The sequence below is a fragment of the Pseudomonas sp. genome (genome assembly GCF_051660785.1).
In the GTDB taxonomy this organism is placed as follows: Bacteria; Pseudomonadota; Gammaproteobacteria; order Pseudomonadales; family Pseudomonadaceae; genus Aquipseudomonas.
Window position 1 is genome coordinate 15,705 of sequence record NZ_JBOFQE010000001.1, and the last position, 22,364, is coordinate 38,068.

The window sequence follows — 22,364 nt, forward strand, 5'->3', positions numbered from 1 at the left end:
TAGCGAAACGTCGCACCGCCCCGTTGGGCTGCAAAGCGGCCCCGAATCAGACATTGCGGTGTATCAGGTACACCGCAAGCAATGGTTTGACGACTGCTTCGCAGCCGAACGGGGATAAATCCCCTCGCCACACAGGCTCGCTCCCACATTAATCTGTGTTTGTCTGAGGATTTTCTGTGCGCTCATTGTTCTGGCGTATCCTGGCCAGCTTCTGGCTGGCCATCGCTCTGGTTGCAGGGCTGTCTATTCTGCTGGGGCACATGCTCAACCAGGACGCATGGATTCTCAGCCGCCATCCGGGCCTCAACACCTTGCCCGAAGAATGGACGCAGACCTACGAAGCCCAGGGTGAGGAAGCTGCGCAGGACATTCTCGAACAGCGTAAACGCCAGTATCACATCGACGTCCAGGTGCTTAACGAGAGCGGCGATCCGGTGGTGCGCGGCACTTTTCCGCGCCGGGCGGCAGCGTTCGAAGCGCGACAGAACAACGACGATCGCCGTCTGCCATGGCGTCGCTTGACCGCTGAATACACCAGCGCGAAAACCGGCGACACCTACCTGTTGATCTACCGCATCCCTCACCCCGAACTGGACGCGTGGCACCGCGAAAGCCTGCTCTGGCCGTTGAGTGCGCTGGGCATTGCGCTGGTGGTGCTGACCCTCTTCAGCCTCTTCGTGACCTTGTCTATCACCCGCCCGCTCAACCGCTTGCGCGGCGCGGTGCATGACCTTGGGCAAACCACCTATCAGCAGAACAGCCTGGTGAAACTGGCCAACCGTCGTGACGAATTTGGTGTGCTGGCCAACGACTTCAACCGTATGGGCGCGCGCCTGCAAAGCCTCATTGGCAGCCAGCGGCAATTGCTGCGCGATGTGTCCCATGAACTGCGCTCACCGCTGGCGCGACTGCGCATTGCCTTGGCACTGGCCGAACGGGCCACTCCCGAAGAACGGGAAAAACTCGCGCCACGCTTGACCCGTGAGTGCGACCGGCTCGAAGCGCTGATCAGTGAAATCCTGGTGCTCGCACGGGTTGATGCCGACAACGCCAGCGCTGAAGACGTAGACCTGAACGCGTTGCTCAATACACTGCAAAAGGATGCGCAATTGGGTTCGCCGGAGCAGACCGTGCGCCTCGACGCCGAAGCGCAGCTGAACCTCAAAGGCTGGCCGACGATGATCGAGCGTGCCGTCGACAATCTGCTGCGCAATGCTCAGCGCTTCAACCCGCAGGGGCAGTCGATTGAAATGCAGGCGGTGCGTCATGGCGAGCGGATTGTGGTCAGCGTCCGGGATCATGGGCCCGGTGTCGATGCCGAGCATTTGAGCCAGTTGGGTGAGCCGTTTTATCGGGCTCCGGGGCAGACGGCAGCCGGGCATGGCCTGGGATTGGCCATTGCGCGACGCGCGGCAGAGAGGCATGGCGGCAGTCTGGTGCTGGCTAATCATCCGCAGGGCGGGTTCATTGCCAGCCTGGAATTACCGTTGGTGCCGGGAATCATCGTCCAACCGTGATCCCCTGTGGGAGCGGGCTTGCTCGCAATTGCGGTAGCACACTCAACATCGCAGTGCCTGTCAGACCGCTATCGCGAGCAAGCTTGCTCCTACAGTAGATCTCCAGCGCATACGGGATTTGCGTTCGACGACGATCAACTGTGGGAGTGAGCCTGCTCGCGATGGCGTCGGCACATTCAGTATTGATGTGACTGACAGATAGCTATCGCGAGCAGGCTCGCTCCTACAGTTGATCGACGGTGTCAGGCCTTTGTGGGCCAGGCGCTGACGAATTCGGCGAGGTCGACTTTCTCTGCTACACGCGGTTCTTTCTGCGGCGTGCCGAGGTACAGGAAGGCAATCACCTCTTCACCCTCCGCCAATCCCAATCCCTTGGCTACATGCGCCGAATAAGCCAGTTCACCGGTGCGCCACACCGCGCCAATGCCTTGCGCGTAGGCCGCCAGCAGAATGCCGTGAGCAGCGCAGCCCGCCGCGAGCAATTGCTCGGATTTCGGGTATTTGACGTGATCCTGCAACCGCGCGATCACCACAACCACCAGCGGTGCACGCAATGGGCCATTGCGCGCCTTGTCCAGCGCCGCCTCGGACACTTCGCTGTCCTGCAGTTTCGCTGCTTCGGCCAGCAACTCGCCCATTTGCTCTCGCGCCGCACCTTCGACTGTCAGGAAGCGCCAAGGCTGCAAATGGCCGTGGTCCGGCGCACGCATCGCGGCAGCAAACAGCACTTCGCGTTGTTCTGCGGTCGGTGCCGGTTCGAGCAGTCGTGGAACGGAAACACGGTTGAGCAAAGCGTCGAGAGCCTGCATCGGCCACCTCCTGAAAAATATGTTTGGCTATTCTAGCGGTAACCACCTCGGGCGTGCCGGTTTACATAGCAGACCCCACGGGTAGAATGGCGCCCTTCCTACTTTCAGCCCGAGCGGACTTCATGGCGTTGCCGACCTTACGTCTCATTGGTTTCATCATCGGCCTCTTCCTGATCACGCTGGCCATCGCCATGGTCGTGCCCATGGCCACGCTGGTGATTTTCGAACGCACGGGCGATCTGCCGTCGTTCCTCTGGGCAAGCATGATTACCTTTGTCGCCGGCCTTGCACTGGTCATCCCCGGTCGCCCGGAACATGTGCATCTGCGTCCGCGCGATATGTACCTGCTGACCGTCAGCAGCTGGCTGGTGGTGTGCATTTTCGCCGCGCTGCCGTTCCTCCTGACCCAGCACATCAGCTACACCGACTCGTTCTTTGAAAGCATGTCCGGCATCACGGCCACCGGCTCAACGGTGCTGAACCACCTCGACGACATGTCCCCCGGCATCCTGATGTGGCGATCGTTGCTGCACTGGATTGGCGGCATCGGCTTTATCGGCATGGCGGTGGCGATTCTGCCCCTGCTGCGAATCGGTGGCATGCGCCTGTTTCAGACCGAGTCGTCGGACCGTTCCGAAAAGGTCATGCCTCGCTCGCACATGGTGGCGCGATTGATCGTTGCGGCTTACGTGGGCATCACCATTCTCGGCAGCCTGGCGTTCTGGTGGGCAGGGATGAGCCCGTTCGATGCGATCAACCATGCGATGTCGGCGATTTCCACCGGCGGGTTCTCCACCTCCGACCAGTCCCTGGCCAAGTGGACGCAACCGGCGGTGCACTGGGTGGCGATTGTCATCATGATTCTCGGCAGCCTGCCGTTCACCCTGTACGTGGCAACCTTGCGTGGCAACCGTCGGGCATTGATCAAGGATCAGCAGGTTCAAGGTTTGATTGGCATGTTGCTGGTGACCTGGCTGGTGCTCGGCACCTGGTACTGGTGGACCACCCAACTGCATTGGCTGGATGCGTTGCGGCATGTGGCGCTGAACGTGACGTCGGTGGTGACAACCACCGGTTTTGCGCTGGGGGACTACAGCCTGTGGGGAAATTTCTCGCTGATGCTGTTCTTCTACCTGGGTTTTGTCGGCGGTTGCTCAGGTTCGACGGCCGGCGGGATCAAGATTTTCCGCTTCCAGGTGGCCTACATCCTGCTCAAGGCCAACCTTAACCAATTGATTCACCCACGCGCGGTGATCAAGCAAAAGTACAACGGTCACCGTCTCGACGAAGAGATCGTGCGTTCGATCCTGACCTTTTCGTTCTTCTTCGCCATCACCATCTGCGTGATTGCATTGCTGCTGTCGCTGCTCGGCGTCGACTGGATGACCGCCCTGACCGGCGCCGCCAGCACCGTGTCCGGCGTCGGTCCCGGATTGGGCGAGACCATCGGCCCGGCGGGCAACTTCGCCACCCTGCCGGACGCCGCCAAGTGGATTCTCTCGTTCGGCATGCTGCTGGGCCGACTGGAGATCATTACGGTGTTTGTTCTGTGTATTCCTGCATTCTGGCGTCACTGACAATCGCAGGCGCTTGCATCAGCCGCGCCCGGTACTCGCCGGGGGTGGCGTCAAACCAGCGCCGAAAGGCACGGAAGAAGTTGCTGGGATCGGCAAACCCCAAGAGGTAGGCGATTTCCAGCAAGGTCATGGTGGGCTGCGCCAGGTATTGCTCGGCCAGTTCACGTCGGGTGTCATCCAGCAACGTTTGAAAACTCGTGCCTTCTTCCTGCAAGCGTCGCTGCAAGGTGCGCTGCGACAAGTGCAACGTCTGCGCCACGGTATCGCGCTTGGGTTCGCCCTGTGGCAGCAAACGACACAGGACCTGCCGCGCCTTGTGCGTTACGCGGCTTTCGGAAAACCGCGCGAGGTATTCGCCGGCAAACCGGTCATGCAACAGCGCCATCGCCTCGTTGGCGGTCGGCAGCGGCGCCTCCATGTCGGCGCGCTCGAAGATCAACGCGTCATAAGGCGCGTTGAACACCAACGGTGCATGGAAGGCTTGTTTATAGGGTTCCAGATCGACAGGCTGATCGCCCTGGATCAGCACTTTGCGCGGTTGCAGGGTGCGCCCGGTCAACCAGCCGCACAGCGCCAGCGCACAGGCCAGCGACGCTTCGGCGCTCTGTCGGGTCGGCGGCAAATGATCGCCATGCACCGTCAGAATCAGCGCATAACCTTCATCCAGCAGGCGGAAACTCAGGTCAGCGCTTTCGGCAATGATGCGCTGATAACGCACCAGTCGCTCAAAGCCTTCGGCCAGCGTCTGGCTGGACATCAGGGCGTAGCCCGCCACATGGAAGGAGGCCGGCCGCACCACCTTGCCCATGTTCAGGCCAATCGCCGGGTTGCCGGACAGCTCGACCGCTCGCTGCCACAGTCGCGTCATGGAATCTTGCGGGAAGCGCGCATCCGGATCATCCAGTGATGCATAGTCAAGCCCCAGTTGCTTGAACAGAACCCGGCAATCCAGGCCGTCCATTTCCAGTGCTTTGACAATCCCCATCGCCCAGCTTGCAGAAGTCGTTCGTTCGCTCATGGCGTCTACTTACTGTTTTGTGAGCCGTCTACCGCGGCAGATTTGCGAAGGATACTAAAGTGGCACCGATTGTCACTGGCCGATGCCATTGATCACTCTAGACTCAAATAAGCTACCCGCAGAACAACTTGCAATCAGAACAATAACCACAGAGATCGCAGTCGTGGAAAACATAAAACGTTTCAACAGCTTCGCTGAGTTTTACCCGTATTACCTCAGTGAACACAGCAACAGCACGTGTCGGCGATTGCATTTTATCGGTACCAGCCTGGTCATCCTCATCCTCGCGGTGACCATCGGCAAAGGCGCCTGGTTGATGCTGCTGGCATTGCCGCTGGCGGGTTACAGCTTTGCCTGGATCGGGCACTTCTTTTTCGAGAAGAACCGTCCTGCCACGTTCCAGCATCCTCTTTATAGCCTGCTCGGCGACTTTGTCATGTACCGCGACATGATCTTGGGTCGCGTGCCGTTCTAGGCTCCATTGGCCACAAAAGCGTCTTGCGCAGCCAGTGCGATGCTGGATCCAAGTTCTACACTCAAGACATCCCTTTCGATTAGAACAAGAGGATAGCTGATGAACGCCAATGCACGATTCACCCACATGCAGGATGGCACGCAGGAGGACTGGGCGATCATCGCCGCCGATTTCAGTGCCTATGCCAAACAGTTGCCGTCACGGATTGTGGCGCACCTGAAATTGCTGGAGGGTGATTTTGGCGGCTTCCCGGTGGATCGTCTGACCCACTCGCTGCAGACCGCCAGCCGTGCCTGGCGCGATGGCCGGGATGAAGAATACGTGGTCTGCGCGCTGCTTCACGACATCGGCGACACGCTGGGTTCCTATAACCATCCGGACATTGCCGCGGCGATCCTCAAGCCGTTCGTCAGCGCCGAGAATCTGTGGATGGTGGAGAAGCACGGGATATTCCAGGGGTATTACTTCTTCCATCACCTGGGCATGGATCGGCATTTGCGTGAGCAATTCAGCGGGCATCCGCAGTATCAGGCGACCATCGAGTTCTGCGCCAAATATGATGCGGCAGCGTTTGATCCGGCTTACGAGACGTTACCGCTGAGTTTCTTTGAGCCGATGATGGAGCGCTTGTTTGCGCAGCCGAAGAACTCGATCTACAAGGCGGCGATGGAACAACATTCACCAGCCTGATCGATCCGGTGGGACTGCTGCGCAGTCCATCGCGAGCAGGCTCACTCCCACAGGTGACCGAGTTCTTTCAGGGAAATACGATCAAAAATGTGGGAGCGAGCCTGCTCGCGATGAGGCCAGCCCAAACACCTTGTTCTTAAGCCGGCTCTGGAATTTTAATGGCTTTCAACTCCGCCTCCCTCGCCTGGGCATCCGCCAACCGGTACAACTCGATCGACCCGTCCCAATGCTCGATCAACGCCGTGCACGACTCCACCCAATCCCCGCAATTGAGGTAGTCCACCCCGCCGACCTTGCGAATCTCGGCATGGTGAATGTGTCCGCATACCACCCCATGCAACTCGCGCTTGACGCACTCGTGGGCGATGGCTTCTTCAAAATCACTGATGAAGCTGACCGCCGTCTTCACCTTGTGCTTGAGGTAAGCCGACAACGACCAGTAACCGTAGCCATAACGGGCACGCCAGTGATTCAGCCAGCGATTGAGGGTCAGGGTGAACTCGTAGGCCGAGTCGCCGAGAAAGGCCAGCCAGCGGTGATACCGGGTGATCACGTCGAACTGGTCGCCGTGGATCACCAACAAATGGCGACCATCGGCGGTCACGTGCACTGCCTCATCCACCAACTGGATGTTGCCCAGAATCAGCTTCGAATAGCGCCGCAGGAATTCGTCGTGGTTGCCGGTGACATAGATCACCTCGGTACCACGCTTGCTCATGGTCAGCAGGCGGCGAATCACGTTGGTGTGCGCCTGAGGCCAGTACATGCCGCTGCGCAGTTTCCAGCCATCGATGATGTCCCCCACCAGGTAGACCTTGTCGGCGTGATAGCCCTTGAGGAACTGCGACAGGTGTTCGGCCTGGCAGTCCCGGGTGCCCAAATGCACATCGGAAATCCACAAGGTCCGCACACGTTGCTTACGGCTGGGTTTGGCGAGCTCGGCGCTGGTCATGGGCAACCCTCTGGGCAAGTTTTGGCAACTTTGCCTCAATCCGGTTAATTGCCCATGACAACCGCGAGTCAATCCTGTGACAACGCCCGGCCGGTGTAGACTGGCCGCATCTTGACCGGGAGACCTGCGATGAGACCGATCCTCACGCTGCGCCAATACACCAAGGACCTGATCGTCCACAGCCACGACCATGCGCAACTGGTGTTCGGGCTGTCGGGTGCGCTGGACTTCGAGGTGGACGGGCATGGCAGCCAGGTGATTCAGCAGAGTTTCGTGGTGGTGCCGTCGGGCTTCCATCACGCTTGCGGCAGCAGCAATGGCAGCCGTTGCCTGGTGCTGGATGTGCCGAGCGATCAATGGATTTCGCAGTCTCTTGGCGATCACGCTGACGCCTGCCGCCGCTTGCTCGACAACGCCGGCCGCCTGCCGCTGGATGCGGGGCAAAGCCAATTGGTGAGTTGGCTGGCGGGCAGCCAGGTCAGTGACCCATTGATTGCCCAGCAAGGCGCGGTGCTGTTGTTGGCCAGCCTCAATAACGCCAAGCCTGAAATCGTCGGCGGTCGGCGCCTGCCGTATGCGGCGCTGAATGCGCATATCGATCAATACGCGGCCTATCCGCTGCAAGTCGCCGATCTGGCGCGCGTCGCCGGACTGTCCAGCGCCCGATTGCACGCGCGGTTTGTCGCTGAATGCGGGCAGACGCCGATGGATTACATCCGCAGTCGGCGACTGCATATTGCAGTGGGACTGTTGCGGGATTCGCCATTGCCCATCGGCGAGATCGCCAGTCGGGTCGGTTACAGTTCTCAGAGTGCATTTGCGGCGGCGGTGTTGAGGGAGTTCGGTAGGACCCCGGGCAGATTGCGGCGCGAGGCTGGCGACAAAAGTCGATAGTTTGCCGACAGACTCGCGGGAGGTTACGCGGTCAAATGTGTAGCAGCTGGCGAAGCCCTGTGGCGAGGGGATTTATCCCCTCGCCACAGGGCTTCGCCAGCTGCTACAGGGTGGCGGTGTCTGCTCGCCCGGTTTTAATACGTTTATCAAGGAATGCAATGACTCCCCGTACCGCCCTCGGCGCCCTACATATCGGCGCACTGATGTTCGGCCTGACCGGTGTGTTCGGCAAACTGGCTGCCGCCTCGCCCGCCGTCATCGTTTTCGGCCGGGCCGCATTTGCGGTTCTCGCCTTGGCGGTGTTCGCGCGGTTTGCCAGTAACACGCGCTGGTACAAACTCGAAGCGCAGGACTGGCGCCGTCTGCTGCTCAGCGGTTTGCTGCTGGCCGGGCATTGGGTGAGTTTTTTCATTGCGGTGAAAGTGGCCGGTGTGGCGATCGCAACCCTGGGGTTCGCCAGCTTCCCGGCGTTTACCGTGATCCTCGAAGGGCTGATATTCCGTGAGCGAATCCGCGTCAATGAAATCCTGTTGGTGGTGCTGGTGAGTGTCGGGCTGGTGCTGGTCACGCCTGACTTCGATCTGGCGAGTGGCGCCACCACGGGCCTGCTCTGGGCGGTTGGTTCAGGCTTGCTGTTCGCGCTACTGTCCCTGACCAACCGCGCCAGCTCCGCAAGGATCCCGCCGGTGCAAGCTGCGCTGTGTCAGAACGTGGTGGTCGCGCTGTGCCTGCTGCCAGTGGCGGCGCCGCAATTGAGCGAAGTTCGCGCCATCGACTGGCTGTGGATCGGTTTGCTCGGGGTGTTTTGCACCGGCGTCGCTCACAGCTTGTTCGTCGCCAGCCTCGCGGTGATCAAGGCGCGAACCGCCGCGGTGGTGTTTGCCCTGGAGCCGGTGTACGGCATCACCATGGCCTGGCTGTTGTTCGATGAAAACCCGACGCTGCGCATGTTGATCGGCGGTGCATTGATCATCGTCGCGATCGTGGTTTCCAGCAGACTGTCGAGCGGTTCAAGCAAAAAAGCCGTGGCAGCCGAAGCCGCGTCTCACTGAGTGCGGTCGTTGTGGCCGAGGTCTCGGTCAGGATCGATCTGATCGCGGACCCGTTGCTTGAGCACCTTGGCCTCCGGGAAACCGCCATCGGCCTTGCGCTCCCAGATCTGCACATCGTCACAGAAAATGTGAAAGACGCCGCCAGTGCCGGGCACCAGCGAGACCTTGCCCAGGTCATCGCCAAATGTGCTGAGCAGTTCCTGGGCCAGCCAGGCCGCACGCAACAGCCATTGGCATTGCGTGCAATAGGTAATGATGATTTCCGGTTTATGCGTGGTCATGATGGGCAAGACTCCTGAGCCTGAGGGCGCCGCTATAGTAGAGGCTCAGCGGATGCCGGCCAACAGGCTCCGGGCTGTCTGCTTGAGCGGCTCATCGCCGTCCTTCAGCAGTTCGTTGAGCAGTTCGATAGCGCTGTCCAGATCGCCGTCATCGATACAGGTCTGGGCTTGTTCCAGTTTGCCAGCGCTGGTCGAGTCGACCGACTGCAAATTTAACGGTTCAAGTTCCAGGGATCGGCCGGCATCGCTGAATTCGTCGAGAAAGTCGTCGTCCAGCGCCTGTGAGTCCGGTTCGGCCACCCATTCAAGTTCTGGCTCATCCAGCGTCGTTTCTTCAGGCATCTCGAACACATCGGGCAACACGTGCAGATTCGAGGTGAACGCAGGCTCTACGGCCTTGGGTGATTCGCCTGGAGATTTAGCGTTGTCGAATGGGCTGATCAGGTCCCAGCTGGAATCCATCGACAGGTCATCCAGATTTAACTGGAACTCGTCGGCAGGTGCCGCTTCTTGCACGGGGGTGATAACTGCTGCGGCTGCAATCGGTTGCGCATTGCCCAATTTCGGGTAACGAGCGCGGATTTCCTGAAGTTTTTCCACATCGAACCCGCCGTCACGCAGGCTGTTTTCCTGCGTGTCATAGGCAGGAACATCACCTTGTTTGCCGAGGACTTCCAACAGTTGCACGGCCAGATCGGTACGCTGTGGTTCCTTGACCAGTGCTTCTCGCAACAGACCGGCGGCTTCGGAAAAACGGCCATACGCCAGATAGATACCGACCCCTTCCAGTACATCGCCGGTGGGCGTTTCTTCACGATGTTCGGGAGCGGGTTTGAACATAGGCTGTTGCACCGCCGACTGTGCCGGACGCTCAAGCACCGGCTCATGTGGCGATGGCGCAGCGGGCAAAGACTCGGGCAACGCCTGAACCTGTTGGCGTCGACGTCGAATAAACAGCCCCAGCAGCAAAGCGATCAGCCCCAGCAAGCCGATGATCAGCGGCCAATGGCTTGCCTCGGGTTCTTCAACAACGACGGCAGCAGGCGCTACGGCTACTGGCGCAACCGACGGAGCCTGTTTGACCTCTGCCAGTTGGGTTTGCAGTTCGGTCACCTGTTTTTTCTGGCCGGCGATCTGCTCGTCCTGAGCCTGAAGTTTTGCATTCAGCTCATCGATGGTTTTTTGCAGCTGCTGGTTTTGCAGCACGCTGGCGGCCAGCTGCTCGGCGACGGGATCGGTCACAGGCGCGGCAGGTTGAACGGCAGCAGGCGGTGGCGCGGACTTCTTCGCCGCCGCTGCCGGAGCAGTAGCCGGTTTGACGCTCGGGAATGGAGAGTTTTGTGGGCTGGCGACGGGTTCGTCGTCGGCCGGCACGATCCCCGGAGAACCCGGTGGATCGATCAGCACTGTGTACTCACGCAGCAAACGCCCGTTGGGCTGATTGAGCTGCACCAGGAAATTCAGGAAAGGTTCATTGACCGGTTTGCTGGACGTCACCCGGATCCGACTGCGGTTGCCCTGCAAGACCGGCGTGAATTTCAGGTCGTTGAGGAAGAACACCCGATCGACTCCGGATCGGGCGAACTCCTCCGCCGTCGCCAGGCTGACCGACAGCTCGCCCTCCTCCAGCCCACCGACATCCACCAGGGCGATGTCGGCACGCAGTGGCTGATTCAACGCGGAATGAAGGGTAATGTCGCCCAATCCCAGCGCAGGAGCCAATGCCGAGTAAGTGACCGCACCACCGACCAGAAGCAGCCTGGTGCACCACCGCAAAACAACGTGCCAACTCTCGAGCATGAGCATCCCTTAGATAACCAGAACCAACCTGTACGCGTTCGCACATCCGGTACGAACACGATATTGCCTAGTAGTTCTTTATAGTCTGCCCAACGGGGTATCTCAAAAAGCTGACGCGTGGTTATGCCTCAAGATTTTTCCAGGTTGGCCAGAATGTGCCCGTGAACCCGCATGCAAACCTTCAGGTCCGCCTCGTCGACGCCGTCGAACAGTTCGCGGCGCAGTTGAGTGGCAATGGTTTCAATTTGTTCGATCAGAGGACGGGCCGGGGCACAGAGGACGATTTTTTTCGCCCGACGGTCCTCCAGCACCGATTGGCGCAGGACCAGGCCCTGGGTTTCCAGGCTGTCGAGCAACCGGGCCAGGGTCGGCCCTTCGACGCCGACGCTTTGCGCCAGTTCACGTTGGGTCGGTGCTTCTTCGAAGCGCGCCAGGTGCAGCAGCACCAGCCAGCGTGCCTGGGACAGACCCAGGCCTGCCAGACGGCGATCCAGTTCGGCACGCCAGCCGCGCGACATCTGGGCCAGTTGCATGCCAAATCGGTGTTGATCGGTTAACGGCATAAAACACTCATGATTAGACTGAAATAGAGAAAAACTAATTATTAGTCAGCTAAGCATGGCCGTTGGCTTGAGGCAAGTTCTGGTCTGTAGTGAATCGTTACATCACTGTAACAAGTCATTTAAACCTCAAATTCGGATTGCAGTGCCGCCCGCACGCAGTACAAGACACCTTCCGGCACTCGCCCGGCAAACAGCGCGGCAATCTCAGACACCGGTGGCAACTCACCCTCGCCGTCCAGGAAGGCGTCCTGAACCTCGCCCATCAATTCTTCAGGCAGGTCCAGTGCTTGCTCCAGCGACAACTGCTGCTTGCCGATCGCTTCGGCGAGCATGGTGTAGACGTTCTTTTCCGAGCATTGCAGCTGACCGGCGATCTGCAGCGGCGTCATGCCGGCGCGAGCGAGGGTGATCAATTCGTGGCGCACATCGGCGACGACTTTCGGCGCCTCGACCTGACCGCCAAGCACTTCGAGGAAGGCCTCGCCATACCGTTCGAGCTTGCGCGCGCCGACGCCGCTGACCGTGGCCATTTCCGCCAGCGAGGTCGGCTGACTGCGGAGCATTTCCAGCAAGGTCGAGTCAGGGAAGATGACGTACGGCGGCACTCCGTGTTCTTCCGCGAGCTTGCGACGCAAGGCGCGCAAGGCTTCCCACTGTTCGCGCTCTTCGCCGCGAACCAGTTGGCTCGCCTGGCTCTTGCTGCTTTTGGCAGTGGTTTGCGGCTTGAGGTCGCGGCGCAGTTCCAGGGTTACTTCGCCTTTGAGCAGCGGCCGGCACGTGTCGCTCAGGCGCAGGCCGCCGTAACCTTCGAGGTCAATGTCGGCCAGACCACGGGCCACCAGCTGACGGAACAGGGAGCGCCATTCACTCTCGCCCATGGCCTTGCCGACGCCATACACCGACAGGTGTTGATGGCCAAAGCTGCGGACCTTTTCGTTGTCCTTGCCCAGCAAAACGTCCACCAGATGACCGACACCATACCGCTGACCGGTACGATATATCGCCGAGAGCGCCTGACGGGCCGGCTCGGTGGCGTCCCAGGTCTGCACGCCATCGACGCAGTTGTCGCAATGGCCGCACGGCTCAGGCATGTCTTCGTCGAAGTAGGCCAGCAAGGTCTGCCGACGGCAGCGGGTTTCTTCGCAGAGCGAGAGCATGGCGTCGAGCTTGTGCTGCTCCAGACGCTTGTGGCGCTCGTCGCCTTCAGAGTTTTGCAGCATTTGCTTGAGCATCACCACGTCTTGCAGGCCGTAAGCCATCCAGGCATCCGCCGGCAGGCCATCACGACCGCCGCGACCGGTTTCCTGGTAGTACGCCTCAAGGGATTTCGGCAAATCGAGGTGAGCAACAAAGCGCACGTTGGGCTTGTCGATGCCCATGCCGAACGCCACGGTGGCGACCATGATCAGGCCTTCCTCGTTGAGGAAGCGCTTCTGGTGATGGGCCCGGGTATCGTTGGGCAAACCGGCATGGTACGGCAGCGCCGGGAAGCCTTGCTCGCTGAGGAACACCGCGACTTCGTCGACTTTCTTGCGCGACAGGCAATAGACAATGCCGGCATCACTGCGGCGCTCGGCGAGGAACGCCAGCAATTGCTTGCGTGGCTGCTCCTTGGGCACGATGCGGTAGAAAATGTTTGGACGGTCGAAGCTCGACAGGAAACGCTCGGCGTTCTGCAGATGCAAACGATCGACGATTTCTTCGCGGGTGCGCTTGTCGGCCGTGGCGGTGAGGGCAATACGCGGGACATTGGGGAACAGCTCCGCCAACTGGCCCAGTTGCAGGTATTCGCGACGGAAGTCATGGCCCCACTGGGACACGCAATGCGCTTCGTCGATGGCGAACAGGGCGATTTCAAGGCTTTGCAGAAAGGCCAGCATCCGCGGCTGGACCAGACGCTCGGGCGCCAGATAGAGCATCTTCACTTCGCCGCGTTTGATCCGCGCCGCCAGATCGCGCTGTTGCTCGGCGCTCAGCGTGGAGTTCAATGCAGCGGCAGCGACGCCGAGCTCTTCGAGGGTCGCGACCTGATCGTCCATCAATGCGATCAGCGGCGACACCACCACCGCCAAGCCTTCGCGCAGCAGCGCCGGGACCTGGAAGCACAAGGATTTGCCGCCACCGGTAGGCATCAGCACCAGGGCGTCGCCGCCACTGGCCACGCGCTCAATGATTGCACCCTGGCGGCCACGGAAACTGTCGTAGCCGAAGATGTCCTTGAGGACGCGTTGAGCCTGTTCGAGCATAAAAACTCCAGAAATCACAAAAACATCCCTGCAAGGCTGGTTCAGAACCACGCAGGCTGCACTGACAAATCGTAAGTGCGCATTGCATGACGCTTCACATTCCAGCCGTGACGCCAGCAGGGCATCACAAAACGCGCGAGTATACCCGACGCCTGCCCACCAAAGGGTGCCGCTGAGAAGACACACGAACGTCAATGCACCGCAAAACCTGTGGGAGCCAGCCTGCTCGCGATGGCGGCGTGTCAGGCGATAAAAGTATTGGATGTACCGGCCTCATCGCGAGCAGGCTCGCTCCCATAGGGATTGCGATGTTTGTGAGGTCTCAGGGGCGCAAAAATGCCGCGCGGCTGGCCCAAGCGCTCAAGAAGGCCTAGAATTCCCGCATCTGTTAATTCCCCAAGGTAGCCCTTTAATGTCCTTCGCTGAGCAACTAACCCGTTTGCAAGTCTTCCTCGACGCCGACGAACTGCATGACGAGGCGCTGGACTACGTGGCCGCCCACGGCTACCTCACTGCGCTTTCGATCTGTTCCGAAGAGGTTCCGGATCGTGAATGGATCGACGCCCTCTTCGCCGAAGAGCCGCATTACGCCGACGACACCGAGCGTGAAGCGATTGAATCCACCCTGCTGGCCCTCAAGGCTCACATCGCTCGCCAACTGGCGTCCGATGAAGAGTTCGAGCTGCCATGCGACCTGGACCTGGGCGAAGAGCCGGACGATTCCGACCTGCGCGGCTGGTGCATCGGTTTCATGGAAGGCGTGTTCCTGCGCGAAGCGGCCTGGTTCGAAACCGCCGAAGACGAAGTCAGCGAAATGCTGCTGCCGATCATGGTCGGTTCGGGTCTGTTCGACGAACAGCCTGAGTTCGAAGACATCGCCAAAGACGCCAACCTGATGGACGACATGATCGTGCAGATCCCGGAAGCCCTGACTGCGCTGTACCTGCTGTGCCAGGCGCCAGACGAAAAACCGGCGATTCTCAAGCCTCGTCACCACTAAGGTTCTGCCTATGGACAACCCCATAGGCAACCGCTCCCTGATGTTGCGTTACGTGCTGCTGGCCATCGGCTGGCTGAGCGTAGCGCTGGGGGTGATCGGGATTTTCCTGCCGGTGTTGCCCACCACGCCTTTCCTGCTGCTGGCGGCTGCCTGCTTTGCCCGCAGTTCGCCGCGTTTTTATCAGTGGCTGGTGGGACATCCACGACTTGGCCCGTGGATTCGCGACTACCTCGACGGCAACGGCATCCCGCTCAAGGGCAAGGTCTACGCGATCGGCCTGATGTGGGTGAGCATCTTGTTCTCCTGCTACCTGGTGCCCCTGCCGTGGGCGCGCGCGTTCATGCTGACCAGCGCGGTGCTGGTGACGATCTACATCCTCAAACAGAAAACCCTGCGTAAATCCTGAGCTACAGAGCATTTGTGGCGAGGGAGCTTGCTCCCGCTGGGTTGCGAAGCGGCCCCAAAACCTCAACCCCAATTTCTCCTGAAAGACCTCACTGACTGGTTTGGCGACTGCTTCGCAGCCGAACGGGAGCAAGCTCCCTCGCCACAGGGTCCATCTGCCGACCCGACGATTAGTCCTGTCTTTTAAAGAACACCGCCTAGACTTCAGTCATCTGCACCCGAGCAGCCAGACATGTCCCGTCGCCGGCGTAGTCCAGGATGGTCAACGCTCCGACTTCGGCTCGGCGGATGGCTGCTGCTGGCGAGTTTTCTGCTGACCGGACCGGGCAGTGTCTGGGCCGACTGGGACTTTGCGCAGATCCTGCAAATTGCCGAAAAGCGCTACGGCCCGCTCGGCCCCGCCCAAGGAAGAATCGAGGCCTGGAGTCAAATGCTCAAGAGCGAACTCAACCAACCCGAGCGCGAGCAACTGAACGCGGTCAATCGCTTCTTCAATCAACAGCTGAATTTTCAGGACGACACGCGCATCTGGCGTCAGACCGATTACTGGGCCACGCCAGAAGAATCGCTGGTCAAGGGCGCAGCCGACTGCGAAGACTACGCCCTGGCGAAATATTTCAGCTTGCGCCAGCTCGGGATTCCCAGCGAGAAACTGCGCATCACCTACGTCAAGGCCCTGACCCAGAACCAGGCTCACATGGTGCTGACCTTCTACAGCAGCCCCACAGCCGAGCCGCTGGTGCTCGATAACCTGATCGGCGAGATCCGCCCCGCCTCCCAGCGCAAAGACCTGTTGCCGGTGTATGCCTTCAATGCCGAAGGCCTGTACTTGCCGGGAGCCAATGGCGGCAAACGCAGCAGCGACTCGAAGAAACTGTCGCGCTGGCAGGATGTGTTGAAAAAGATGCAAGCCGAAGGTTTCGCCGTGGGCGAAGGCTAGCCACCGTCGCAAGGAGCGTTTTATGTCACTGCGCAAACAATTGTTCCTCGCCATTTGCCTGTTCTTGCTGGTGGCCTTCAGTGGCAGCTTTTTTGTGAGCCTGGAAAGCTCCCGCGAACAAATGCTCGGCCAGTTGCGCTCTCACGCCCAGGACGCCGCCACCGCGTTGGGCCTGTCATTGACCGCACAGATCGACGACCCGGCGATGACCGAATTGATGGTCAGCTCGATTTTCGACAGCGGCTATTTCCGCAGCATCCGCGTCGTCAGTATCGTTGATGAAAAGGTGCTGGTGGAGCGCAACGCACCGGCACAGATCGAGGGCGTGCCCGGCTGGTTTGTGAATCTGGTCAACCTGCGCCCGGAAGGTGGCGATGCGCTGATCATGCGCGGCTGGGAACAGGTGGCGCAGGTCGAGGTGCTGAGCAATCCGCAGTTCGCCCTGGCCAAACTCTGGGACAGCACACTCGGCAGCCTGATCTGGCTGTTGATCTGCGGACTGCTCAGCGCCGTGTTCGGTGGATGGTTGTTACGCCGGCAATTGCGCCCGCTCGACAAAATGGTCCGGCAGGCCGAAGCCATCAACAAACGCGAGTTCCTCAGCCTGCCAAAACTGCCACGCACGCCGGAGCTGAGACGCGTGGTGCTGGCCATGAATCAGATGGTCGAAAAGCTCAAGGCGTTGTTCTCTGAAGAGGCCTCGCGCAGCGAAAAACTGCGCGCCGAATCGTACCAGGACAGCCTGACAGGCCTGGCCAATCGACGCTTGCTGGATGAGCAACTGGCCGACCATCTATTGGTCTCCGAGCAAAGCTTCGACGGCCATTTGCTGATGCTGCGCATCAACGACCTGATCGGCCTCAACCAACGCCTGGGTGGACAGCGCACCGATGCGCTGATCAGCGCCGTCGGCGAATTGCTCAAGCGTCTGACGCAACTGCCGGAACGGCGGACCTGGCTGGCGGCGCGCAACCGGGGTGGCGAATTCAGCCTGCTGACACCGGGCCTGGACAGCACCGAAGCGGCCCGCCTTGCCTTGGAGATCAGCGCCACCCTGGAAAATCTGCGTCTGACCGGCGCCAGCGATTGCATGCCCGTGGCGCACCTGGGCGTGGTCGCCTATCAGCCCGGCGAACCGGCCAGCGACGTCCTGCTGCGCCTCGATCAGGCGCTGGCCCAGGCCCAGCAACATCCCGAGCGGCCGTGGGCGCATCTGGCGCGTTCCACTACCGCGACGAATCACTCCCAACACGACTGGCGCACCTGGATCGACGACGCGCTGACCCACGGCAAACTGAAGCTGTATTTTCAACCTGTGGTGCAATGCGCCGACACCAGCCAGGTGCTGCACCACAAAGTCCTCGCGCGGCTGCTCGACCCGCAAGGCGAGGCCATTGCCGCCGGGCATTTCCTGCCGTGGATCGAGCGTCTCGGCTGGTCGGCACGGTTCGACCTGGCGATGCTGGAAGCGACCCTCGACTACCTCATTGCCAATCGCTGGCCACTGGCGTTGAGCCTGTCCGGCAACACCTTGCGCGATCAAACGCAGCTGAAACAGATCATCGACATGCTCGAATCGCTGCCCGAACTGGCCCATCTGCTGATACTGGAAATCGACGAACGCCAATTGCCGCCCCCCGATGAATTACAACGCCTGAGCCACAACCTGCTCGACACCGGTTACCGCATCGGTTTGCAGCATTTTGGCGGCAGCTTCAGCCAGATCGGCAATCTGACGCAGCTCGGGTTGGCATATCTGAAAATCGATGGGGCGTACATCCGGCACATTGATGAGCAGAGTGACAAGCGGCTGTTTATCGATGCGATTTACCGTGCGACCAACAGCATTGATTTACCGTTGATTGCGGAGATGGTCGAGACCAAAGGGGAATTGGAGGTGATACGGGAGTTGGGGTTGTTTGGGGTGATGGGACGGTTGATCGGGCCGCCGGAACCGATGTGAGCGGAATGACCGTTCGTCCTAAACACGGATTTACTGTCAGATCTGACAGTAGCCGTCAGACGATCATCTGACTAAAAGAAGAAAGTACCGCAATGGCATTGCGACCTTTATCTTCCGTCGGAGTTGATCATGTCCTCTTTCAGCCGCTTCCTGTTTCTTCCCCGGGAAAATTTTTCCGCTTTCATGTCGCCGCTACAGTTGTGGCCACTGATCATCGCGGGCATGGTCCGTCCTGTCGAGGAAGCTGATGGCGGTATCAATATTGCCGTAGTCGAAGACAATGCCAATGGGGTTTTATGTGTTATCGACCCTTATCTAAGCATGGCAATCGACGATGTGCTCAAGATTTTCTGGAACAAAAAACTGGTTCATGAGCTGAAGGTAAAAATCGAAGAACTTGATAAACGATTGTTTTTTTTCCTGCCAACGTCCGAGATCGTACCGGGCTTTGCCGAGTGTCATTATCAATTGACCCGCGCCGGGGAAACCTTGCCGGACGACCCATCAGCGCCTTTGAAGCTGTTGGTCAAACTGGATAAGCCCGCCGGAGTTGACAAGGAGCCCCATAAACCCTGGCATTCAGAGCTTGAAATGGTCCGGTTACCTCCGGATGTCATTGTCAATGGCGTCACAAAAGAATCGGCCGCCAAGGGTGTACCGATGACCATCAAGGCTTATCCGGGGATTAACCTGCGCGACGTCATCCAGGTGCAATGGGGAAGCGTATTTCTCTTGCCGCATGTACTGACCCAGGCGGAAGTGGATGGTACTACCGACATTGTGATCACGGCCCTCCCCGCCGACATTTTGACCGCCGGAGACGCTGACAAGCTGCGGGTCCATTACGAGGTGCATGATCAGCTGTGGAATTACAGCGAAAAATGGTCAAAAGACACCACTGTTTTAGTTGACGCCGGTGCCGCTCGCCTGGACGCGGCCATTTTCAAAGAGGCCGTCGACGGTCAACTCCATCTCAAGGATCTGGACCATCAACCCGTCACACTGCAGATCCTTATCAAGAGTGGCGATGTGTTCGATGAAGGTGACACCCTTAAAATCAGGGTCATTGGCACGCCGCTCCCCGGGAGCCCGCCGCGAACGTTTACGGTAGAGGCCACTGTCTCGAATATTCCTCATATCCTTGAGATATTCATCTCTTTTGATTTCGTACGTCTGTTCGCTTTGGGAACGCTCGACGCTTCTTATGAGCTACGCAAACAGGACGACAGCGTGCCCCTCTTCTCCAAACGCGCCTTCGTTGATGTAGTCGGTGACCCCGCACAACTGCCGGCACCGACCATCAACGAAGTGATCGGTGCCGTACTGCCGGGCGACGCCATGATGGCGACGGTGGTCATCCGTTACCTGACCATAGCCATTGGGGACTACATCAACTTGATCTGGGAGGGAACAAAATCCGACGCCACCCCCTATGTGCATGAAGAACAACATACCGTCAGCGAAAGCGAGCAGAAAGATGGCAGCGTGATTATGTATGTGTGGGGCGAGCACATTCACCCGTTGAACAACGGCAGCCTCAAGCTCTCTTACCGGGTTTCCAACGACGATGAAGACCATTACGGTGTCAGCGAATCGGACTTTCTCAGGGTTGAGGTGGGGTCGCTGAAGGCGACGTATCCAGCACCAGAAGTCGAGGAAGCCAACGAAGGGGTGATTGACCCGTCTCAGGTCTACACCCAGGCCCACGTGCGGATTAAACCCGTCAATTGGCTCACGGGCGACATACTGACCTATCACTGGATTGGCGTTAACCCTTTTGGAACCACTCGAGGCAGCGTACCCATCACGATGGCGACTGTCGGTCAAACGGTGCGCTTCCGGGTCGACGCCAGGTTCGTCTCGGCCAATATCGGCTACAACGTCACCGTCCGCTACACCCTCCTGCATGCCGCAACGAGACAGTACAGCTACTCGGCGCCCCTGGAAGTAATGGTTGGAATACCCGTCGGCCACTTGCCGCCGCCTACGGTTTTAAAGGCGCCAACCGGCACGCTGAATCCGATGGATGCACTCTATGGAATTGATATTGAGTGCATGTACGCATCTATGGACGAACTACTGGACACACTCGGACTAAAGTGGCGAGGAACGCCCGGAGATGGCACTTCGGAAGATCTCGAGAAACCCGCAGAGGCCTCCGGCAAGGTCGTATTCCACCTGCCTGCGAAAGTGGTCGGTGCCAACATCCGTCGTGAGGTGTCGGTCAGTTACGCGGTGGACCGCTATAACTTGTCGACTCCGTCCGAAGCGTTGCTGCTGAACATACTGGGCTTCCAGGACCCTGACAAAGACCTGCCGAGACCTGAGGTTCCTCAGGCGAAGGATCTCGTACTGGACCTGATGGAGTTTACGGGTGACGCCAGGGTGCTGGTGAAAACCTGGCCCTTTATCGCTGCGCGGCAGCTGGTCTGGCTTAGCGTCGAGGGCCGCACTGCTGCCGGCCCCTATACCATCGATTTACTTAAGGGCCATTCGCTCAGCGACGCGCAAGCCACCCAAGGGCTTAACGAACCGCTACTCAGAACGGAACTGCTGAAACTGGGTCATCGTTCCGATCTCACCGTGAGCTGCAAGGTGATCTTCGATGGGAGCACGGATGAAACCACCGCGATCGCATTTCGGATCCTGCCTCTGAACATCCGCACCCGCTACGACTATCTGAAACCCGTCATCACCTTCGTAAAAGATGGGCAAAACACCGACATTCCCGAAGGCGATTTGACGTACGACAAGCGCCTGACGATTCAAGGCACGGCGACACGGGGTGAGTTTGTCGATGTCCAGGTAAACGGGGAGTCTAAAGGCAAGCCTACCGTCAATGAGAGCGGAATATGGACGCTAACGGTGGAGCTGGTCGCGCGCTTGCACCGTGTCGTCGCCATTGCCCAATACGACGCCGATGAGAAGAACAGTGAACCGAGAACGTTCACCATCGGTATCGCCACTGAACCCAAAATCACTGGGGTCAACGACGCCAAAGGCCCCGTAGCTCATAACGGAACATCCTACGATACCGAGGTGACGGTGTTTGTTACCGCGGACCCGAATCAAACGGTCCAGCTTTATGATGGAGCTTCAGCCATTGGTGCCCCCGTCACCCTCGCTGGCGATGGCAAGGGGACCACTAAGTTGTCCGGTCTCACACCTAAAATTTATTCCATCAAAGCCAGGGCGCTTTACGGTGATCAGCTGGAATCTCCCGCGCACGTCTTTACGACCAAGCCTCACCTTACGGTATCACTGACATCGGTCAGGCACTCAGGAGGAGAGCTGAGCAACGGAGGCCAAACCACCGACACCTCTGTCAGCCTGACGGGTCCGGTAACGCCTTCGTATGACGTGCAGATCTATGACAATAATGGTCCAAAACAGACCGTGCGAGGTGGCCTGAATGGCGCCTGGACCACCACGCTTGCGGTTGGCCTTGGCGGACATTTGATATACGTCAAGGCGCTGGCCACCGGTCAGAACTCCAACACACGGAGCTTCACGCGGGTCGCTCCATTGCCTTCGCTGAATTTCAATACCACACCGGTCACGTTGAGTGGCAAGACCTTCATCTTGCTGCACCACTTAGTGCTACCGGCGTTCAACACAGGCAACTCGGTGCTTCACCAGGCCTCTGGCGGCACGGGAAGTTTTATCTACGAATCCAGTCGAACGGATGTCGCCGTAGTCGACAACACGGGGTTTGTCACCGTGCGCGGTCGCGGGACCACCCGCATTACGGCCAGGGATACCGCCGGTCAAACCAAATTTTACGACGTGACGGTGACGAACGTGATCCACTGTATTGGTCTGGGGAACAGAACGTGGGGAGATGCGAACGCTCATGCCAGCGCCAATGGGGCGCGGATTCCGAGCATGGCTGAGCTTCTGGAAATACATTTGGCTTACAACGCACGGTGGCCCATGGGTCATCACCATTACTGGTCGACCGACCCAAGCAACTACTGGTTGCCATGGTATCGGGCTCAGAGAGCCTTTTATCTGGTCACGGGTGGCGAAAGCTCTCCAAGAATCAACGGCGACTACTCAAACGTCGTCGCACTGAAGTAACGGCGATCGGCGGCAGCGCTACCTCAATAAAACCGTCCGTTTTTATATCGGGCGGTTTTTTTGTCGCAAATCAGGACGACCAAGCGATGCCGCTCATCGGAA

Annotated in this window: 18 protein-coding genes; 11 read left to right on the forward strand and 7 right to left on the reverse strand. The window is 59.2% G+C overall.

Annotated features, from left to right (window positions below):
• The first annotated feature begins 176 nt into the window (after positions 1-176).
• Positions 177-1,517, forward strand: a complete 1,341-nt coding sequence (locus ACRC4F_RS00105) for an ATP-binding protein (RefSeq protein ID WP_438657555.1) — start codon at positions 177-179, stop codon at positions 1,515-1,517.
• Between the two features lie 242 nt (positions 1,518-1,759).
• On the opposite strand, the gene ACRC4F_RS00110 is transcribed toward ACRC4F_RS00105, so the two are convergent.
• Positions 1,760-2,326 (reverse strand): NAD(P)H nitroreductase, encoded by a 567-nt coding sequence (locus ACRC4F_RS00110; protein WP_438657556.1) that lies wholly within the window; start codon positions 2,324-2,326, stop codon positions 1,760-1,762.
• 122 nt (positions 2,327-2,448) lie between these two features.
• Between ACRC4F_RS00110 and ACRC4F_RS00115 the strand changes: the two genes are divergently transcribed.
• Positions 2,449-3,903 carry a TrkH family potassium uptake protein gene (locus ACRC4F_RS00115; RefSeq protein ID WP_438657557.1) on the forward strand — a complete coding sequence of 485 codons (1,455 nt, stop codon included), beginning with the start codon at positions 2,449-2,451 and terminating at the stop codon, positions 3,901-3,903.
• Here the strand turns inward: ACRC4F_RS00115 and ACRC4F_RS00120 are convergent.
• Positions 3,860-4,921: an AraC family transcriptional regulator gene (locus ACRC4F_RS00120; RefSeq protein WP_438657558.1), complete on the reverse strand. Its 1,062-nt coding sequence runs from the start codon at positions 4,919-4,921 to the stop codon at positions 3,860-3,862. The two genes, ACRC4F_RS00115 and ACRC4F_RS00120, sit on opposite strands and share 44 nt — an antisense overlap.
• A gap of 163 nt (positions 4,922-5,084) precedes the next feature.
• Here ACRC4F_RS00120 and ACRC4F_RS00125 point away from each other — a divergent pair, with 163 nt between their 5' ends.
• Together ACRC4F_RS00125 and ACRC4F_RS00130 are read left to right on the forward strand one after the other, a co-directional pair.
• Complete coding sequence (locus ACRC4F_RS00125; protein WP_438657559.1) at positions 5,085-5,396, forward strand: Mpo1-like protein; 312 nt, start codon at positions 5,085-5,087, stop codon at positions 5,394-5,396.
• Positions 5,397-5,495: 99 nt separating this feature from the next.
• Complete coding sequence (locus ACRC4F_RS00130) at positions 5,496-6,086, forward strand: HD domain-containing protein (protein ID WP_438657560.1); 591 nt, start codon at positions 5,496-5,498, stop codon at positions 6,084-6,086.
• Positions 6,087-6,222: 136 nt separating this feature from the next.
• Here the strand turns inward: ACRC4F_RS00130 and ACRC4F_RS00135 are convergent, their stop codons facing one another.
• Positions 6,223-7,038, reverse strand: coding sequence for a UDP-2,3-diacylglucosamine diphosphatase (locus ACRC4F_RS00135; RefSeq protein WP_438657561.1), 816 nt, complete (start codon positions 7,036-7,038; stop codon positions 6,223-6,225).
• Between the two features lie 129 nt (positions 7,039-7,167).
• On the opposite strand from ACRC4F_RS00135, the gene ACRC4F_RS00140 reads away from it, so the two are divergent.
• Both ACRC4F_RS00140 and ACRC4F_RS00145 read left to right on the forward strand, forming a co-directional pair.
• Positions 7,168-7,932 (forward strand): AraC family transcriptional regulator, encoded by a 765-nt coding sequence (locus tag ACRC4F_RS00140; protein WP_438657562.1) that lies wholly within the window; start codon positions 7,168-7,170, stop codon positions 7,930-7,932.
• Positions 7,933-8,090: 158 nt separating this feature from the next.
• Positions 8,091-8,984 carry a DMT family transporter gene (locus ACRC4F_RS00145; protein WP_438657563.1) on the forward strand — a complete coding sequence of 298 codons (894 nt, stop codon included), beginning with the start codon at positions 8,091-8,093 and terminating at the stop codon, positions 8,982-8,984.
• Here the strand turns inward: ACRC4F_RS00145 and ACRC4F_RS00150 are convergent.
• From ACRC4F_RS00150 to recQ, 4 genes are all read right to left on the reverse strand, one after another.
• A complete protein-coding gene (locus ACRC4F_RS00150; RefSeq protein WP_403099289.1) occupies positions 8,978-9,265 on the reverse strand; it encodes a SelT/SelW/SelH family protein in 288 nt (95 codons plus the stop codon). The two genes, ACRC4F_RS00145 and ACRC4F_RS00150, sit on opposite strands and share 7 nt — an antisense overlap.
• Before the next feature lie 45 nt (positions 9,266-9,310).
• Positions 9,311-11,065 carry a FimV/HubP family polar landmark protein gene (locus ACRC4F_RS00155; protein WP_438657564.1) on the reverse strand — a complete coding sequence of 585 codons (1,755 nt, stop codon included), beginning with the start codon at positions 11,063-11,065 and terminating at the stop codon, positions 9,311-9,313.
• 128 nt (positions 11,066-11,193) lie between these two features.
• Positions 11,194-11,628 (reverse strand): MarR family transcriptional regulator, encoded by a 435-nt coding sequence (locus ACRC4F_RS00160; protein ID WP_438657565.1) that lies wholly within the window; start codon positions 11,626-11,628, stop codon positions 11,194-11,196.
• Positions 11,629-11,747: 119 nt separating this feature from the next.
• The gene (recQ, locus tag ACRC4F_RS00165) at positions 11,748-13,874 is read right to left on the reverse strand and encodes a DNA helicase RecQ (RefSeq protein WP_131062539.1); all 2,127 of its coding nucleotides are present in this window, start codon (positions 13,872-13,874) and stop codon (positions 11,748-11,750) included.
• A 412-nt stretch (positions 13,875-14,286) separates the two neighbouring features.
• On the opposite strand from recQ, the gene ACRC4F_RS00170 reads away from it, so the two are divergent.
• From ACRC4F_RS00170 to ACRC4F_RS00190, 5 genes are all read left to right on the forward strand, one after another.
• Complete coding sequence (locus ACRC4F_RS00170; protein ID WP_010461974.1) at positions 14,287-14,874, forward strand: UPF0149 family protein; 588 nt, start codon at positions 14,287-14,289, stop codon at positions 14,872-14,874.
• A 10-nt stretch (positions 14,875-14,884) separates the two neighbouring features.
• Entirely contained in the window at positions 14,885-15,280 is a 396-nt protein-coding gene (locus ACRC4F_RS00175; protein ID WP_438657566.1) for a YbaN family protein, read from the forward strand.
• A 231-nt stretch (positions 15,281-15,511) separates the two neighbouring features.
• On the forward strand, positions 15,512-16,219 hold the full coding sequence (gene lapG, locus ACRC4F_RS00180) for a cysteine protease LapG (protein WP_438657567.1): 708 nt from the start codon (positions 15,512-15,514) through the stop codon (positions 16,217-16,219).
• Between the two features lie 22 nt (positions 16,220-16,241).
• Positions 16,242-18,182 (forward strand): cyclic di-GMP receptor LapD, encoded by a 1,941-nt coding sequence (gene lapD, locus ACRC4F_RS00185; protein ID WP_438657568.1) that lies wholly within the window; start codon positions 16,242-16,244, stop codon positions 18,180-18,182.
• Positions 18,183-18,311: 129 nt separating this feature from the next.
• On the forward strand, positions 18,312-22,262 hold the full coding sequence (locus ACRC4F_RS00190; RefSeq protein WP_438657569.1) for an Ig-like domain repeat protein: 3,951 nt from the start codon (positions 18,312-18,314) through the stop codon (positions 22,260-22,262).
• Positions 22,263-22,364: the final 102 nt, after the last annotated feature.

What these genes read in the sequence shown, in the direction of transcription:
- ACRC4F_RS00130 (WP_438657560.1), top strand. Translation starts at nt 5,496, where the DNA reads ATGAACGCCAATGCACGATTCACCCACATGCAGGATGGCACGCAGGAG.
- ACRC4F_RS00120 (WP_438657558.1), bottom strand. Translation starts at nt 4,921, where the DNA reads ATGAGCGAACGAACGACTTCTGCAAGCTGGGCGATGGGGATTGTCAAA.
- ACRC4F_RS00110 (WP_438657556.1), bottom strand. Translation starts at nt 2,326, where the DNA reads ATGCAGGCTCTCGACGCTTTGCTCAACCGTGTTTCCGTTCCACGACTG.
- ACRC4F_RS00155 (WP_438657564.1), bottom strand. Translation starts at nt 11,065, where the DNA reads ATGCTCGAGAGTTGGCACGTTGTTTTGCGGTGGTGCACCAGGCTGCTT.
- ACRC4F_RS00140 (WP_438657562.1), top strand. Translation starts at nt 7,168, where the DNA reads ATGAGACCGATCCTCACGCTGCGCCAATACACCAAGGACCTGATCGTC.
- ACRC4F_RS00145 (WP_438657563.1), top strand. Translation starts at nt 8,091, where the DNA reads ATGACTCCCCGTACCGCCCTCGGCGCCCTACATATCGGCGCACTGATG.
- ACRC4F_RS00175 (WP_438657566.1), top strand. Translation starts at nt 14,885, where the DNA reads ATGGACAACCCCATAGGCAACCGCTCCCTGATGTTGCGTTACGTGCTG.
- recQ (WP_131062539.1), bottom strand. Translation starts at nt 13,874, where the DNA reads ATGCTCGAACAGGCTCAACGCGTCCTCAAGGACATCTTCGGCTACGAC.
- ACRC4F_RS00190 (WP_438657569.1), top strand. Translation starts at nt 18,312, where the DNA reads ATGTCCTCTTTCAGCCGCTTCCTGTTTCTTCCCCGGGAAAATTTTTCC.
- lapG (WP_438657567.1), top strand. Translation starts at nt 15,512, where the DNA reads ATGTCCCGTCGCCGGCGTAGTCCAGGATGGTCAACGCTCCGACTTCGG.
- ACRC4F_RS00135 (WP_438657561.1), bottom strand. Translation starts at nt 7,038, where the DNA reads ATGACCAGCGCCGAGCTCGCCAAACCCAGCCGTAAGCAACGTGTGCGG.
- ACRC4F_RS00150 (WP_403099289.1), bottom strand. Translation starts at nt 9,265, where the DNA reads ATGACCACGCATAAACCGGAAATCATCATTACCTATTGCACGCAATGC.
- ACRC4F_RS00170 (WP_010461974.1), top strand. Translation starts at nt 14,287, where the DNA reads ATGTCCTTCGCTGAGCAACTAACCCGTTTGCAAGTCTTCCTCGACGCC.
- ACRC4F_RS00160 (WP_438657565.1), bottom strand. Translation starts at nt 11,628, where the DNA reads ATGCCGTTAACCGATCAACACCGATTTGGCATGCAACTGGCCCAGATG.
- lapD (WP_438657568.1), top strand. Translation starts at nt 16,242, where the DNA reads ATGTCACTGCGCAAACAATTGTTCCTCGCCATTTGCCTGTTCTTGCTG.
- ACRC4F_RS00115 (WP_438657557.1), top strand. Translation starts at nt 2,449, where the DNA reads ATGGCGTTGCCGACCTTACGTCTCATTGGTTTCATCATCGGCCTCTTC.